Source organism: Burkholderia stagnalis (genome assembly GCF_039848545.1).
GTDB classification, from domain to species: domain Bacteria; phylum Pseudomonadota; class Gammaproteobacteria; order Burkholderiales; family Burkholderiaceae; genus Burkholderia; species Burkholderia stagnalis.
In genome coordinates this window covers 1,273,107-1,289,635 of the sequence record NZ_CP156686.1, presented here as the reverse complement: position 1 = coordinate 1,289,635, position 16,529 = coordinate 1,273,107, and the positions used below count along the sequence as shown (strand labels likewise).

At 68.4% G+C, this 16,529-nt stretch carries 10 protein-coding genes and 1 pseudogene; 5 read left to right on the top strand and 6 right to left on the bottom strand.

What is annotated here, in order from left to right; all coding sequences use genetic code 11:
• Positions 1 to 21 precede the first annotated feature (21 nt).
• Entirely contained in the window at positions 22 to 519 is a 498-nt protein-coding gene (locus ABFO07_RS22460) for a YbaK/prolyl-tRNA synthetase associated domain-containing protein (RefSeq protein WP_059881015.1), read from the bottom strand.
• A gap of 1,137 nt (positions 520 to 1,656) precedes the next feature.
• On the opposite strand from ABFO07_RS22460, the gene ABFO07_RS22455 reads away from it, so the two are divergent.
• Complete coding sequence (locus ABFO07_RS22455; RefSeq protein ID WP_347469590.1) at positions 1,657 to 3,522, top strand: phosphoenolpyruvate carboxykinase (GTP); 1,866 nt, start codon at positions 1,657 to 1,659, stop codon at positions 3,520 to 3,522.
• Positions 3,523 to 3,627: 105 nt separating this feature from the next.
• Here ABFO07_RS22455 and ABFO07_RS22450 read toward each other — a convergent pair.
• Positions 3,628 to 3,891, bottom strand: a pseudogene (locus tag ABFO07_RS22450) (NAD-dependent epimerase/dehydratase family protein); the annotation flags it as partial.
• 144 nt (positions 3,892 to 4,035) lie between these two features.
• Positions 4,036 to 5,706, bottom strand: coding sequence for an acid phosphatase (locus ABFO07_RS22445; RefSeq protein WP_124490535.1), 1,671 nt, complete (start codon positions 5,704 to 5,706; stop codon positions 4,036 to 4,038).
• A 399-nt stretch (positions 5,707 to 6,105) separates the two neighbouring features.
• On the opposite strand from ABFO07_RS22445, the gene ABFO07_RS22440 reads away from it, so the two are divergent.
• The 4 genes from ABFO07_RS22440 (at position 6,106) to ABFO07_RS22425 (ending at position 10,774) form a co-directional block, all read left to right on the top strand.
• Entirely contained in the window at positions 6,106 to 6,615 is a 510-nt protein-coding gene (locus ABFO07_RS22440) for a BCAM0308 family protein (RefSeq protein ID WP_059807612.1), read from the top strand.
• 30 nt (positions 6,616 to 6,645) lie between these two features.
• The gene (gene ftsH / locus ABFO07_RS22435; RefSeq protein WP_347469589.1) at positions 6,646 to 8,616 is read left to right on the top strand and encodes an ATP-dependent zinc metalloprotease FtsH; all 1,971 of its coding nucleotides are present in this window, start codon (positions 6,646 to 6,648) and stop codon (positions 8,614 to 8,616) included.
• 134 nt (positions 8,617 to 8,750) lie between these two features.
• A complete protein-coding gene (locus ABFO07_RS22430; protein ID WP_059564384.1) occupies positions 8,751 to 9,218 on the top strand; it encodes an OsmC family protein in 468 nt (155 codons plus the stop codon).
• 83 nt (positions 9,219 to 9,301) lie between these two features.
• Positions 9,302 to 10,774, top strand: a complete 1,473-nt coding sequence (locus ABFO07_RS22425) for an insecticidal delta-endotoxin Cry8Ea1 family protein (RefSeq protein ID WP_347469588.1) — start codon at positions 9,302 to 9,304, stop codon at positions 10,772 to 10,774.
• A 65-nt stretch (positions 10,775 to 10,839) separates the two neighbouring features.
• Here ABFO07_RS22425 and otsA read toward each other — a convergent pair whose 3' ends face one another.
• The 3 genes from otsA to ABFO07_RS22410 form a co-directional block, all read right to left on the bottom strand.
• Positions 10,840 to 12,243: an alpha,alpha-trehalose-phosphate synthase (UDP-forming) gene (gene otsA / locus ABFO07_RS22420; RefSeq protein WP_347469587.1), complete on the bottom strand. Its 1,404-nt coding sequence runs from the start codon at positions 12,241 to 12,243 to the stop codon at positions 10,840 to 10,842.
• A gap of 227 nt (positions 12,244 to 12,470) precedes the next feature.
• Positions 12,471 to 14,255, bottom strand: coding sequence for an adenosylcobalamin-dependent ribonucleoside-diphosphate reductase (locus ABFO07_RS22415; RefSeq protein ID WP_347469586.1), 1,785 nt, complete (start codon positions 14,253 to 14,255; stop codon positions 12,471 to 12,473).
• Positions 14,256 to 14,661: 406 nt separating this feature from the next.
• Complete coding sequence (locus ABFO07_RS22410) at positions 14,662 to 16,296, bottom strand: methyl-accepting chemotaxis protein (RefSeq protein WP_059958614.1); 1,635 nt, start codon at positions 16,294 to 16,296, stop codon at positions 14,662 to 14,664.
• Positions 16,297 to 16,529 lie beyond the last annotated feature (233 nt).

The following is a 16,529-nucleotide window of genomic DNA, read 5'->3' as shown; positions in this document are numbered from 1 at the left end:
GAAGGGGGGCCGGGGTGGGCGTCAGAGTGCCGCGTCCGGCCGTGTGATGTCGGCCAGCAGCGGCTGCGCGATGCGCACGTAGTCGGCGGCGTCGAGGACGACCGAGCGGTCGAGGCGGCCCGCGTTGAACGCGATTTCAGCGTTGGATTCGATCAGCATCGGATCGACGACGAGCGTCACGCGATCGTCGAACACGAACGGCGGCACGGCGCCCATCACGCAGTTCGTGATCTCGGCGGCCAGTTCGGGCGGCGCCAGCGTGGCCTTCCTGCGGCCGACGACGTCGCTGATCTTGCGGAAATCCACCTTGCGGTCGCCGGGGATCACGGCGAGCACCGTGGCGTCGCCGCCGTCCTTGAACGTGCAGAGCATCGCCTTCGCGCCCTGGCCGGGGGCCGTGCCGCGCAGCGCGGCGATCGCGTCGGATTTCCCCTCCGCGGGATGTTCCAGCACGCGAAACCGCGCGCCGGACGTGTTCAGCAACGTGCAAAGCCGCTCGAAAACCGGGTAGTCGCTCATGTCCGATGTGCCCATCGACTCGGGAAGATGCCCACGAGTATATATCGATGTTTTGTATAGTTCTAGACATTTCGTCTTTGATATGACGAAAGGCCGGCCGGAGGCGTGCGGCTGCTGTCGGGAGGGGTGTCGAAACGGCGGGCGCGAAACGGTTCGCGGTGAGCGTGAACGACGGCGGGATCGGTGCGGTCACGCTCTCGAACGGCCGCTCGGGGCGCGTTGATCGGCGGCACATTGGCTGCCGCGCTCGGCCCGCATGTTGCGGCGCTCGGTGCTGCGGCCGGCGCGGTATACGGTGCAGGATTGGTCGTGCTGGCTCGCGGCCACTGACGAATCCGGATCTTCAACAGTCCAACCGGGCGACGCCATGCAACCGTTCACACGATTGCGCCTTTACGACTGCATCGGATTGTCAGGAGGCGTCGTCCTTTGCTTCTTTGGGTTGCTCATGGCGTTCGGCAGGCTGGTCGACCATGAGTCGCTTCGAGCCGCGTCGGCGGAATTGCACTCGCCGCCTTGTTTTTCCGTGCAGCCCTGATCTACATCAAGAAACTGACGGGCCGACTGTCGAATACAGCGGACTCCCAACACTTGCCACGCGTCCTCGACCAGCGCGCCGAGCGCGCCCGGTCGCGAAGTTGTGTCCGCAACCTAATTCAGGGTTTGCCGCAGTAGCGAAAACGCGAATGTGCGGCCGATGCGGGCACGTTCGTTGCCTTCGGCCGTTTTGCGTCGGATTTCCCGACGCCGCGAAACCCTTGCCGGACGGCCATGTGCGCCGATCCCGCCCGCGCAGCGCCGAAACAGTGCCAGTAAGAATTACGCGCATGCAACGCGCGTGCCCGGCCGCTTTCGCAGCGCCGCCTTGCTGCAGCGCAACGCCAATGCGATTTCTGCGATGGTATGCTGACCTGCATGTAGTCGTACGTCAGGTTGCATGCATGGCGAAACACGCGTTCGCATATTCCAACGAGACATCCAGCCCTCTCGCCCGCATCACGGCTCCGGCACGCGCCCAGCTCGCGCGTCCCGTCCTGCGCGCCGTGAACGCTGCAACCTGCCTCCCGAATCGCTTCCCCATCTCGCGGGCCCGGCCCGCTTCCCCCATCCGTTGTCGATAATTCTGGAGACACTCTCATGCAGCGAAACACCATGGCCGAAGTCACACACGGCCCGACGATCGCACCGCCCGCATTCGTCAAGCATCGCGGGCTGATCGACTGGGTGGCGCGCATCGCCGAACTCACCGAGCCCGACCGCGTCGTCTGGTGCGACGGCTCGCAGGCCGAATACGACGGGCTGTGCCAGGCAATGGTCGACCAGGGGACGCTCAAGCGGCTCGATCCCGTGAAGCGTCCCAATTCGTATCTGGCGCAGTCCGATCCGTCGGACGTCGCGCGCGTCGAGGATCGCACGTTCATCTGCGCCGCGTCGCGCGACGACGTCGGCCCGACCAACAACTGGGTCGCGCCCGACGAAATGCGCGAGACGCTCGACGGCCTGTTCCGCGGCGCGATGCGCGGCCGCACGCTGTATGTCGTGCCGTTCTCGATGGGCCCGCTCGGCTCGCCCATCGCGCACGTCGGCGTCGAACTGTCGGACAGCCCGTACGTCGCGGTGAACATGCGGATCATGACGCGCATGGGCCGCGACGTGTACGACGTGCTCGGCGAGGACGGCGATTTCGTGCCGTGCGTGCACAGCGTCGGCCATCCGCTCGAAGCGGGCCAGCAGGACGTGCCGTGGCCGTGCAACCCGGTCAAGTACATCGTGCATTTTCCCGAGTCGCGCGAGATCTGGAGCTTCGGCTCCGGCTACGGCGGCAACGCGCTGCTCGGCAAGAAATGCTTCGCGCTGCGCATCGCGTCGACGATGGGCCGCGACCAGGGCTGGCTCGCCGAGCACATGCTGATCCTCGGCGTGACGTCGCCGGCCGGCAAGAAGTATCACGTCGCGGCGGCGTTCCCGTCCGCGTGCGGCAAGACCAACTTCGCGATGCTGATTCCGCCGAAGGGTTTCGACGGCTGGCAGGTCACGACGATCGGCGACGACATCGCGTGGCTGAAGCCCGGCCGCGACGGCCGGCTGTACGCGATCAACCCGGAGGCGGGCTTCTTCGGCGTCGCGCCCGGCACCGGTGAAAAGACCAATCCGAACGCGATCTCGACGCTGAAGGAAAACGTGATCTTCACGAACGTCGCGCTGACCGAGGACGGCGACGTGTGGTGGGAAGGGCTGACCGACACGCCGCCCGCAAAGCTCACCGACTGGCAGGGCAACCCGTGGACGCCGGAGATCGGCAAGGAAACCGGCCGCAAGGCCGCGCATCCGAACTCGCGCTTCACCGCGCCGGCCGCGCAATGCCCGTCGATCGACGCCGACTGGGAGAACCCGGCCGGCGTGCCGATCGACGCGTTCATCTTCGGCGGGCGCCGTTCGACCACCGTGCCGCTCGTCACCGAGGCGCGCGACTGGGTCGAAGGCGTGTACATGGCTGCGACGATGGGCTCGGAAACGACCGCCGCGGCGGTCGGCCAGCAGGGCATCGTGCGGCGCGACCCGTTCGCGATGCTGCCGTTCTGCGGCTACAACATGAGCGACTATTTCGGCCACTGGCTGAAGATGGGCGAGCAACTCGCCGCGAGCGGTGCGACGCCGCCGAAGATCTACTGCGTGAACTGGTTCCGCAAGGACGGCAACGGCAAGTTCGTGTGGCCGGGCTTCGGCGAGAACATGCGGGTGCTGAAGTGGATGCTCGACCGTCTCGAAGGGCAGGGCGGCGGCGCCGAGCATGCGTTCGGCGTGTCGCCGGCTTATGACGAGCTGCACTGGGACGGGCTCGCGTTCACGCGTGAGCAGTTCGATGCGGTCACGTCGATGGACGCCGCCGAATGGCGCGACGAGCTGAAGCTGCATGCGCAGTTGTTCGATACGCTGAAGCTGCGTCTGCCGGCCGCGCTGCTCGACACGATGAAGAAGATCGAGGAACGCGTCGGCGAGTAAGTTCATGTGCCGGAGCGCCGGCGCATCGCACACGACGTCCCGCGCTGGCCATGCAGGCCGCGCGGGACGTTTTTCATGCGCACGCCACGACGCGCACGACGCCGCTCACAGCGCGCGGCAATGCACGACGACTTCGTCGACCGCGGGCTGCACGTCGCCGCGCCGGTAGCGCAGCACCGCGACATCCGCCGGGTCCGGCTCGTACGACACGACGTTGCCGCGCCCCGTATTCGCGAGGTCTGGCGGCAGCGGATGTTCGTGGTCGACGCACGGCACCGGCTGCGGCTGGCCGGCCGCGCGGAAGAACGCCGCGAAGTAGTCGGCAAAGCTCAGGTTTTCGTCGCCGACCAGATAGGCCTTGCCCGACGCGACGCGACGCGCTGCATGGCGGGGCGTCATGCGGCGCGGGCCGAGCGCGGCGCGCTGCGGGATGCCGCCTAGCTGCGCCAACGCCATGACCTGAAGAAACGACGGCGAGCACGAGGCTCGCCGTCGTTTCGCTTGCGCACCAACTCAACCGATGTCGAGCGCGTTCGTCAGATCCCCCGGCGGCGTCTGGCCGCGCGCGGCGAATGCCTGGTTGCGCGACGCCACGCCGTCGAGCGGCACCAGCCCGTGCACGCGGCTGATGAAGCGCAGGATCGAGTTCGTGTCATACAGCGTGTGGTCGACGTAACCCTTCTTCGCGAACGGCGCGATCACCAGCGCCGGAATCCGCGAGCCGGGGCCCCAGCGGTCGCCGAGCGGCGGCGCGACCGGATCCCACCAGCCGCCGTTCTCGTCGTGCGTCATGATGATCACCGTGTTCGCCCACTGCGGCCCGCGCTGGATATGCTCGATCACGGTCGCGATGTGGCGGTCGCCCGACGCGATGTCCGCGTAGCCCGCATGCATGTTCAGGTTGCCCTGCGGCTTGTAGAACGTGACCGCGGGCAGGCGGCCCGCGTCGATGTCGGCGAGCAGGCGGTTGGTCGACGGCGCGTCGCCGAGCCCCGCGTCGCGCAGGTGGCGGCGGCGCGCTTCGGTGCCCGGCGCGTACTTGACGAAGTAGTTGAACGGCTGGTGGTGGTACTGGAAATCGGGCACGTCGCCGGTGTCGCGATGCTCGAGCGCGTATTGCCACGCGCCGCTGTACCACGCCCAGTCGACGCCCTTGTCCGACAGGCGGTCGCCGATCGTCGCGTAGCCCTGCGGCGGCAGCACGCGATGGTCGGCCGGGTCCGCATACGCGGGGTTGCCGCCTTCGGGCGGCGGCACGTAGCTCGGCTGGTACGGCGGCGCCATCGTGTTCACGCCATAGCCGTCCGGCGTCAGCGGGCCGTCGCTCACGAACTTCGGCGGGCCGTCGAGCGCGGATGCCGGCGAATCGTCCGCGACCTTTAGGCGTGTGCCAGTCGGGTCGTCGCCTTCGACCACCGACAGCAGCTTCTTCGCCTGCGGATGCTTGTGCGCATCCGGATACAGCGGCGCCTGCGCGGAAATCAGGTACATGTGGTTGAGCCACGAGCCGCCGAAGGCCGCCATGAAGAAGTTGTCGCACAGCGTGTACTGCCGCGCGAGGTTCCACAGCCGCAGCGTGTCGGCGGAATTGCGGTAGTGGCCCATCACGAGGCCGCCCGAATCCGCCCACGCGGCGAACTGGTCGTTGCGGCCCGCGTTGATCTGCATCTGGTTCTGGTAGAAGCGGTGCCACAGGTCGCGCGTGATCACGTTGTTCGGCAGCGGCTTGCCCTGCGCGTCGCGGATCAGGAACGGCGCGTTCGGCAGGTTCCGGATATCGCGCTCGCCGATCATGTAGCGCTTGCCGTCGATCTCCTGCGCCTGTGGCACGAGGCCGCCCCAGATCTTCGGCAGCTCGCGCAGCGGCGTCTTGCCGTCGCGGTCGAGCTGCTGTGCGTGGTCGGGCGGCACCGCGCTCAGCGGGTATTGCACGCCGGGGAAATCGCCGTACAGGTTCGCGAAGCTGCGGTTTTCCGCGTAGATCACGACGATGTTGCGCACATGGTGGCGCAGCGCGTCGTCGAGCCGCAAGTCGGCGGCGGAACGCGACGCGGCGCCGGCCAGCGGCTGCGTCTCGCAGCCGGCGAGCGCGACGCTCGCGCCGAGCGCGGCGATGCCGCCGAGCACGCGGCGGCGGTCGAGGTCGTCGGGAAGGTCGTCGGGCCGGTCGGGGGTGTCGTTCACGTCGTGTGCTCCTCGGATAGGCGGGTGGATAGCGTCGTTGGATCGTTGGCGGCGCGGCGGCCGCGCGCGTGAGCATCGTGCATCGGCGTGCGCCGATTTGTCACATAAATGTCACGAACGCGACTATAACGCGACGAGGCTCGGGGTTGAAAGGCTTCATCGGACGAATCGCCCCGGTCGCGCGACGCGCGGGCGCGAACTAGACTGGACTTACGAGCTGCATGCACGCGCGTGCCGGTGATGCCGCCGGCCGCCGCCACCCGGCCAGCCGAATCGGCCGCACGGACAGGCCGCGGCATGCGGCGCGGAATGAGTCGGTCAGGGGCGCGCGCCACCGCCGGCCGGTGCGTCGCCGCGCGAACGCGCCAGCGCCCATTCCTTTGACGAAACGAGGCGACGATGAACCACTCGAACTCCACTCCCGTGCAGTCGGCGATGCGGCGCGACCAGCGGCCGCCCGCACATACCGATGACAGCTATCACGCGCCGAAGCGGCTCAAGACCGCGACCCGTTGCACCACGTGCGGCGCATCCTACGACGACGGCCGCTGGACCTGGCATGCGGCGTCCGACGACGCGAAAGCCCAGCAGTGCCCGGCCTGCAAGCGCACCGAGGATCACGCGCCGGCCGGCGAACTGGTCCTGAGCGGCGCCTACCTGGCGCGCCGCCGCGCGGACATCCTCGCGCTGCTCAACCACCAGGCGGACGACGAAACCCGCGAGCACCCGCTCGAACGGATCATGGAAATCGACGACGGCGATGCGGCGCTGACGATCCGCACGACCGGCGTGCACCTGCTGCGGCGCCTCGGCAAGGCGATGGTGCGCGCGCACCACGGCAAGCTCACGCTGCACTATCCGGACGGCGAAGGCATGCTGCGCGCCGAATGGCATCGCGCGGACGCATAGCGTAGCGAACCGCGCGGCCGGCCCGATGCCATGGACAAGAAGTTCGACTATCCCGGCGTGCTGATCGCGATCGGTTTCTTCGTGCTGTTCGCGGTGCAGCTGCTGATGCTGCATCCGACATCGACCCAGATCGCGTACAGCGATTTTCACCGGCTGGTGGCCGCCAGGCTCGTCGACGATCTCGAGATCGGCCCGTCGTCGATCTCGGGCACGCTGCGTATGCCCGAAGCGGGCACGCTGCTGCCGGCGTCGGAGGTGGCCGTCGTCAAGGAAGCCGGCACGCCGTGGCGCTTCACGACCAACCGCGTCACCGACGAACACCTGATCGACACGCTCACCGCCGCCGGCGTCCGCTATCACGGCACGCCGGACGCGAGCTGGCTCGCCGCGCTCGCGTCGTGGGTGCTGCCGCTGATCGCCTTCATCTTCATCTGGAACATGATGCTGCGCAGGAAGGGCGGGCTGCAGGACTTCAGCGGGATGGGCAAGAGCCAGGCGCGCGTGTACGTGCAGCAGGAAACCGGCATCACGTTCGACGACATCGCCGGCATCGACGAGGCGAAGGCCGAGCTGCAGCAGCTCGTCGCGTTCCTGCGCAACCCGGAGCGCTACAGCCGGCTCGGCGGCAAGATCCCGAAGGGCGTGCTGATCGTCGGCGCGCCGGGCACCGGCAAGACGCTGCTCGCGCGCGCGGTGGCCGGCGAGGCGGCCGTGCCGTTCTTCTCGATCAGCGGCTCGGCGTTCGTCGAGATGTTCGTCGGCGTCGGCGCCGCGCGCGTGCGCGACCTGTTCGAGCAGGCGCAGCAGAAGGCGCCGTGCATCGTGTTCGTCGATGAGCTCGATGCGCTCGGCAAGGTGCGCGGCGTCGGCGTGATGTCGGGCAACGACGAGCGCGAGCAGACGCTGAACCAGCTGCTCGTCGAGATGGACGGCTTCCAGGCGAATTCCGGCGTGATCATCATGGCCGCGACCAACCGGCCGGAAATCCTCGACCCCGCGCTGCTGCGCCCGGGCCGTTTCGACCGGCACATCGCGATCGACCGGCCCGACCAGATCGGCCGCAAGCAGATCCTCGGCGTGCACGTGAAGCGGGTGAAGCTCGCGGCCGGCGTCGATCTCACCGAGCTGGCGTCGCGCACGCCGGGTTTCGTCGGCGCGGATCTCGCGAACGTCGTCAACGAAGCCGCGCTGCACGCGGCCGAGCTCGGCAAGCCCGCGATCGAGATGGCCGACTTCGACGAGGCGATCGACCGTGCGATGACGGGCATGGAGCGCAAGAGCCGCGTGATGAACGAGCAGGAGAAGGTGACGATCGCGTATCACGAGGCCGGCCATGCGCTCGTCGCGCAATGCCGCGCGCATTGCGACCCGGTGAAGAAGGTGTCGATCATTCCGCGCGGCGTCGCGGCGCTCGGCTTCACGCAGCAGGTGCCGACCGAGGATCGCTACGTGCTGCGCAAGAGCGAGCTGCTCGACCGGCTCGACGCGCTGCTCGGCGGGCGGGTGGCCGAGGAGCTGGTGTTCGCCGACGTGTCGACCGGCGCGCAGAACGATCTCGAACGCGCGACCGCGATGGTGCGCCACATGGTCACGCAATACGGGATGAGCGAGAGCGTCGGCCTCGCGACCTTCGACGACGGCCCGCGCACGGGCATTCCCGGCGCATGGCATGGCGGCGAAGGGCGCTGCAGCGAGCACACCGCGCAGCTGATCGACGACGAGGTGCGCTCGCTGCTCGCCGACGCGCATGCGCGGGTGGCCGCGACGCTCGCCGAGCATCGCGACGCGCTCGAGCGGATCGCGCGGCGCCTGCTCGAATGCGAAGTGCTCGAACACGACGCGCTGCAGGCTCTGATTGCGTCGCCGCCGGACGACGCGCCCGCGCAGCAGCGCGCGGAACAACCGAAGCAGGGCGCATCGCCCGCCGGCGGGCGCGGCGACGCAACCGCCGACGTGCACGACTTCATGACCTACGACGCGCCACGCAAACCCGATCGCTGACGGATCGCCAACTTTGGCGCGCCGGTTCAAGTCCGGGAAATGCCGATTGCCACCCGCGCGCTGCCGGGCCAACAATCGATCGGCACCCGGCGCGATCGCGCCGCATCCATCCCCATTCTTCCGACGGAGTCGCCATGAGCGAAGAGCGTGTGTCGGTCGACGTCGCGCAATGCGAACGCTTCCGCTTCGAAGTCCGTTTCACGGGCACGGACCTGCCCGTGATGCTCACCGACGAACCACCGCCGCTCGGGCAGGGCAGCGGGCCGAATCCGGTGCGCCTGCTGGCGGCATCGGTCGCGCATTGTCTCGCGGCCAGCCTGCTGTTCGCGCTCGACAAACATCAGATGGATTGCCGGCCGGTGGCCGCGCATATCGACGTCGAAATGGTGCAGAACGAAACCGGGCGCGTGCGGGTGGGCGCGATGGCGGTGCGGCTGTCGGTCGGCAAGGCGTGGGCCGAACTCGCGGATGCATCGCGCGCGCTCGAACAGTTCGATGCGTATTGCGTCGTCACGGAAAGCGTGCGCACCGGCATTCCGGTGTCGGTCGACGTGTGCGACGTGAACGGCGCGGTGCTCGAGGACGTGCAGACGAGCTTGTGACGTCGGACAAAAAATCGTTAAACATTGAGCGCTGCGATTCGTCTACTGAATGTGATGAATATTCAGACAGGACGGACGCAGGCATGCTGACACGACGCGCATTACTCAAGACGATCACCGCGGCGGGGCTGGCGATGACGCTGCCGTATGTCCACGCGGCCCCCGTCGGCGTGGACGTCGACGATCTGCTCGACAAGCTGAAGACCGTGGTCGTCACGGCCGTGTCGATGATCCCCGAAGTCGGCGGCATCCTCGGCGCGATCGTGTCGATGCTGTGGCCGGAGCCCACGCGCGACGTCTGGGGCGAAATACGCCGTCAAGTCGAAGCCATGATCGACGAAAAGATCGACGGCGCCGTGTTCAATCTGCTGCAGGCGAAGCTGAACGGCCTCGGCGATGCGCTGAAGCTGTACCTGCAGGCGGTCGCCGCGCAGGACCGCGATACGATCCGGATGCAGTTCATCGCGACGAACACGCAGTTCGTCGCGGCCGCCCCGGAATTCCAGAATCCGGCGTATGCGTGGACGCTCCTGCCGTTGTTCGCGATCTTCACGCAATTCCACATGGCGCTGCTGCGCGACTGCGTGCTGCACGGCAAGGACTGGGGCTGGAGCGCCGCGTCGTTCGCCGACGTCGCGAACGAGGCCACGCGCACGACGCAGGCGTATCTCGCGCATATCGATCGCGTCGCCGCGGCGCAGCGCGCCGAACTCGCGAAGCGCGCGCCGTCGAGCCCGGGCCAGCATCGGACGGCCATCTACGACTACTGGCAGCCGTTCGAGCAGAGGCTGACGCTGCTCGTCGACGATTTCCGCGTGCTGCTCGTGTATCTCGATCCGGTTGCGCATCCGGAAGCCACGCGGGAGTTTCCGTTCAAGGACGTCTACAGCCGCGCATACGGCACCGCCGACGACTGGGATCGCACCTGCGCGCAATGGGCGGCCAACGGCGTCGCGACGCCGTTCAGCGCGCCGCTGGCGGGCTTTTCCGCGATCGACGTCGAACTGTTCAACCGGACGCCGCGCGTCGTCAATGTCCGCTATCCGGCCGGCAAGGGGCCGAAACAGTGGAGCGGGCAGCGCACGGATGCGACCGGCATCATCGCCGACCCGCTGGGCGGCGTCGAGAAATACACGGTCGATTTCCCCGCGCCCGCGCCGGACAAGCGATTCAACGTCGAGAAAGCCGTCGTCACGAGCGGCAGCATTCCGCTCGCGCTCACGCTCGTGCTCGACGACGGCAGCCGCAAGACGCTGTGGAACCGCACCGACCTGCCCGGTGCGCCGACCGAGGAGGTCGCCGTGCCCGGCCGGATGCTGACGACGTTGAACATGTGGTCGCGAAGCCGCTTCTACGATCGCGATCTCGGCTGCCTCATCCTCGGCTTCAGCCGCGACACGCGCTACGTGCCGCCGCATGCGCGGGAGGCGCTCTACATCGGCGCGGTGGTGCAGCCCGATACGGGGCCTGCGTTCCTGCCGCACGGGATTTCGTCGACGCTGCAGGCGCGGCGCGATGCGTTCTGGCGCGCGATCGAGCTTCGCTCCCGACGGTGACGCGCTGCGAGCGTGCAGCGGGCGAGGGCATGTGCCGCCCGCCCGATGCACGTCACGGATGCACGTCACGGATGCACGGCCGAGACCTCCGCAGCATTGGCGAGCGCGTCGAGAAAGCGCGTGCGCCACCAGTGCACGTCGTACTTGCGCACGGTCGCCATCAGCGCCGCGTGACGCTGGCGGCGCTCGTCGATCGGCATCGCCAGCGCGCGCTGGATCGCCTGTGCGGTGCCCTGCGTGTCGTACGGGTTGACGAGCAGCGCATCCCTCAACTGCTCGGCCGCACCCGCGAAGCGCGACAGCACGAGCACGCCCGGATCGGCTTCGTCCTGCGCGGCGAGGAATTCCTTCGCGACCAGATTCATCCCGTCGCGCAGCGGCGTGACGAGCGCGACGCGGCTCGCGCGGTAGAGGCCCGGCAGCCGGCGCCGCGCGACGGTGCGATGGATGTAGCGCATCGGCATCCATTCGAGCTCGCCGTAGTCGCCGTTGATCGCGCCGCACAGGCTGTCCATCTCGCGCCGCAGATCGTCGTAGGCGCCGAGATCCTCGCGGCTCGGCGCGGCGATCTGGATCAGCGTCGCGCGGTTGCGGTTCTCCGGATACTGTTCGAGCAGTTGCCGGAACGCATGCACGCGCTGCGGCAGGCCTTTCGTGTAGTCGAGCCGGTCGACGCCGACGAGCAGCTGGCGGCGCGAATACTCGTCGCGCATCCGCTCGAACATGTCGATGCCGTCGCGGTCGCCCGCGAGCGCCGCGAATTCGTCGACGTTGATGCCGATCGGAAACGCGCCCGCCGCCAGCGTGCGGCCGAACGCATGCAGCCGCCCGTCGGGCAGGCGCGCGGCGCCGGCTTCCGCCTCGACGTAGTGCTCGAAGTGCAGCAGGTCGCCTTCCGTCTGGAAGCCGACGAGGTCGTACGCGAACAGCGAGCGCATCAGCCATTCGTGCTCCGGGATCGCCGCCATGATCGGCTGCGGCGGCATCGGGATGTGCAGGAAGAAGCCGATCGGGTTCGTGCAGCCCATCGCGCGCAGCTCGGCGGCGAGCGGAATCAGCTGATAGTCGTGCACCCACACGACATCGTCGGGCCGCAGCAGCGTGCGCAGCTTGCGCGCGAACAACTGGTTCACGCGGCGATAGCCGTCCGCGAAACGTCGGTCGAATTGCGCGAGATCGAGCCGGTAGTGAAACACCGGCCACAGCACGTTGTTCGAATAGCCGAGGTAGTACGCGTCGTAGTCTTGCGGATCGAGATCGATCGTCGCGAGCTGGATGCCGCCGACGTTCTGCACCTGCACCTCGTTGCCGCGTGACGGTTGATGGTCGTCGCCGCGCAGGCGGCCGCTCCAGCCGAACCAGACGCCGCCCGTTTCCATCAGGCTGTCCCGCACTGCGACGGCGAGACCGCCCGCGGCGGCTTTACGTGGATCTGCGATGCGATTCGATACGACGACGAGACGGCTCACCAGCTCTCCTGACGAATGGTGGGGGAAGATCGTGCGGCCACGGCGTGCGACACGCGCCGCCATCCGCGTGACACGCGAGACGGGGCCGCAATGACCGGGCAGGTGTCGAGGCACGTGACCCGTTGCCCGGCCGGGAGTGCTTTTTTCAGGATACTCGCCATTCGTCGGTTTTAAAAGTCTGCGGGATTCGGCCCCGCGCATCTCGCCGTGCGCGCCGTATGCCGACTTCAGCCTGCCTGCATCGGCGCACGCCCGAACGCACCGTTGAAGACGACGGACGCGAACGCCGGATCGGGGCGAAAGATCGTGATGCCTTTCAGGCGTTCGCGCCATGCGGCGAAGAACAGCGCGTCGACTTGCGCGAGCGAGCAGCGCCGGTCGACGTTGACCGTCTTCGAGATGGCCGCGTCGACACACGGCTGCAGCGCGGCGAGCATCGACACATGATCGGCCGGCGCGACGTCGGCGGCCTTCATGAAGTAGTCGGGCAGCGGCGCGTGTTCGCCATGCAGCTGACGAAACAGCCGGTATGCGTGATTCTCCGCACGAATCGCATGCACGTGATCGTCGCCGGTGCGCACCTGGCGGCGCTCGACCCAGTCGGTCGGGGGCTCGATGCCGTGCGAGCAGTTGTCGCCGAACGCGAGGCTCACGCTGCCCGCCGGCGCGAACGACAGCAGGTGGCTGTTGCGCAGCCCGTGCCGCGCGATCACTTCGCGCACGGCCATCGGCAGCGGCGCGCGATGCGACGGGCCGTCGAGATAGTCGGCCGCATCGTACGCGGGAAACACGCCGCGCTCGGCCGCGAGCGACGCCGATGCGGAGAACGCGTGATGGCGCATCGTCAGCGCGATCTCGCGCGCGACCATGCGCGCGGCGGCGCCGTCGTAGCGCAGCCGCAGCATCGTCAGCGCGTCGGCGAGGCCCGTTACGCCGACGCCGATGCGCCGCTTGTCGTGCGCTTCGCGCGCATGCTCGGCGAGCGGCCACACGGTCAGGTCGATCGCGTTGTCGAGCATGCGCACCTGCACGCGCACGGCTTCGGCGAGCGACGCGAAATCGAAGCGCGGCTCGCCGTCGACGCCGAACGGGTGGCGCACGAAGCGGGTCAGGTCGACCGGCCCGAGCACGCAGCTGCCGTATGCGGGCAGCGGCTGCTCGCCGCACGGGTTCGTCGCCTCGATGCGCTCGTGCGCGCGCAGCGAATCGGCCGCGCCGATCGTGTCGAGAAACAGCAGGCCGGGCTCGGAGCTGTCGCGCGCCCCGTTGACGATCACGTGCCACAGCGCGCGCGCCGGCAGCGTCGCGTAGGTCCAGTTGCCGTCGGGCAGCGCCGTTTGCGTGCAGGCGGGCGAGCAGGGCGGCACGCGATGCCGCAGCGTCCACGGCAGGTTGTGCTCGACGGCCTGCATGAACGCGTCGGTCACGCCCACCGACAGGTTGAACGTCGGCCAGCGCCGCCGCCCGCGCTTCGCTTCGACGAACGCGGCGACGTCCGGATGGTCGCAGCGCAGGACCGCCATCTGCGCGCTGCGGCGCGGGCCCGTGAACGGCAGCGCGCGGCACACGAGGTCGAAGCGGTCGATCGCGGCGCACACGTCGGGCGTGTCCGCGCCGGATCGCTCGTAGGCCGCGAGCGGCGGCAGCGCGGAGAAGTCGTAGCCGATGCCGCCGCCCATCAGCAGCGTGATGCGCGCTTCGTCGAGCGCGCGCGCGAGCGCCGCATGCACGGCGGCGAGCGACGCCGTGCCCGGCATCGCGATCGGATGCACGAAGCAGTTGACCATCGTGCCTTCCGCGCCGGCGCCCGCGTTGGCCATGATGCGGCCGGCGCCGATCGCGCCGCGCTGCATGTTCCGGTAGAAGATCTGCTCGACGCGTGCGCGTGCCGTCATCGGCTCCGCGAGCGCGAGCGCATGCGCGACCCGATGGAAAATCGCCGCGCGCGTCGTCTCGCCCGCGCGCGCATAGCGATCGGCGAGCACGGCTGCGCATACCGGTTGTTCGTCCATGGCGGCGGTTTCGTTCCAGCGATCAACACACTGTAAGAAGCGCGTCGCGATCGATTTTTGATCAAACGCAATTCGCCCGCGGTAGGACGAATGACGATGCGCGCCGCGCCTGGGCGCGCGATATGCGCAGACCCCGGCGGGGATTGCGCTTGCGCGGATGCGCCGCACGCGGGGGCTTCCGCGCATGCGCGTTTACGTGAGCCTCGCGTGCGTCGCCGGACGCGTTCGTCGGATGTGACGGTCGCGCACGCGCGTGGTGCAGGCAGGCGCGTCTCGTCGTCACATCACGCGGCAGCCGGCCGCCATGCGTCGTGCGCGGCGGTGGCCGGCTCGTACGCGGCGAACGTTCGTCGGATGTGACGGTCGCGCACGCGCGTGGTGCAGGCAGGCGCGTCTCGTCGTCACGTCACGCGGCAGCCGGCCGCCATGCGCCGTGCGCGGCGGTGGCCGGCTCGTACGCGGCGAACTGCGCGCGCTCGCCGGCCGGCACCCGGAACGCGGCCACCGTTTCGCCCAGCTCGTGCCCCTGCTGCTCGAGCGACTTCGACGCCGCCGCGGCCTGCTCGACGAGCGCCGCGTTCTGCTGGGTCGTCTGGTCCATCTGCGTAATCGTCAGGTTCACCTGGTCGATGCCGCGGCTCTGTTCGGCGGAGGCCGCTGCGATCTCACCCATGATGTCGGTCACGCGCGCGACCGCCTGCGTGACGTCGCGCATCGTCTTGCCGGCTTCGCCCGCGAGCGTCGAGCCGTCGCGAATCGTCTGCACCGACGCGGAGATCAGCTCCTTGATCTCCTTGGCCGCCGTCGACGAGCGCTGCGCGAGGCTGCGCACCTCGCTCGCCACGACCGCGAAGCCGCGGCCCTGTTCGCCCGCGCGCGCGGCCTCGACCGCCGCGTTCAGCGCGAGGATGTTGGTCTGGAACGCGATGCCTTCGATGATGCCGGTGATGTCGGCGATCTTCGACGAGCTGTCGCCGATCTCCGTCATCGTGTCGACCACGCGGCCGACCACGTCGCTGCCGCGCTGCGCAACCTCCGACGCGTTCGCGGCGAGCGTGCTGGCCTGCTGCGCGTTTTCCGCGTTCAGGCGCACCGTCGACGTGAATTCCTCCATCGTCGCGGCCGTTTCCTGCAGCGACGCGGCCTGCTCCTCGGTGCGCTGGCTCAGGTCGAGGTTGCCCGACGCGATCTCGCCGACCGCGGTGGCGATGCTGCCCGACGCGTCGCGCACGCGGCTCACGATGTCGATCAGCCGCGCATTCATCGTCTGCAGCGCGTCGAGCAGGTCGCGCGTCTCGTCGTTGCCGCGCACGTCGATGCGGCTGCCGAGATCGCCGTCGGCGACCGTGCGCGCGACGCCCACCGCCGTAACGATCGGCGCGGTGATCGTGCGCGTCAGCCACAGCCCGCCGACGGCCGCGAGCGCGATTGCGATCGCGCTGATCCCCGCGAGGATGTTGCGCTCGGTCTCGTAGCGATCCGCGAACGCCTGCGCGATCGCGAGCTCGCGCTCGTGCGTGTAGGCCGCGTATGCGCTGGTCGCGCGCACCAGTTCGGCGAGCAGCGGCCGGCAGTGCTGGTTCATTTCCGCGATCGCCTCGTCGCGGCGGCCGCTCTGCGCGAGGCCCACGATGTTGAGCGCGACCGGGCCGTAGCTCGCTTCGATGCGCGCGATCTCGGCGATCATCTCGCGCGCGCGGTCGGTCGTGTCGGTCGCGTTCGCCATCATGTCCTTCAGCTTGCCGAGCCGGTCCTGCACCTCCTTGTGCGCGCGCTGCACCTCGGCCAGCTCGAGCGCGACGTCGTCCGGCTTCGTCACCAGCACGAGGTTGCGCGCCGCGATCGCACGCTGGTCGACCGCAGTGCGGACCTGCGCGGAGAGGGCCGCCCGCGCGTTCACGCCGTTCATGTACCGCGAAAACTCGTTGTTGGTATCGGACAACGCGTTGAGTGCCATGCCCGACACGATCAGGACGATCGCGGCGAGCAGGCCGAAGCCGCCAAGCAGTTTTGTCTTGATGCTTATTCTGGCGATTTTCACGGTAGGCCTCTTGGACGAATGGACGGCGGTGGAATGATTATTCGACCGGCAATTCGGGTCGTGCCGGCTTTAACGGGTTTACCGGATAAATCTTTACCCTTCCAAAACCCTGATTTTCCGCTGGTTTTCCCGCAGCATTTCGTCCGGCAAGCCATTGATATGCCTCACCTTTTGGGGGGCATCTGCCAATTTTCGAATGGGGATCGATCATTCGTGATTCAAGCGTTCATATT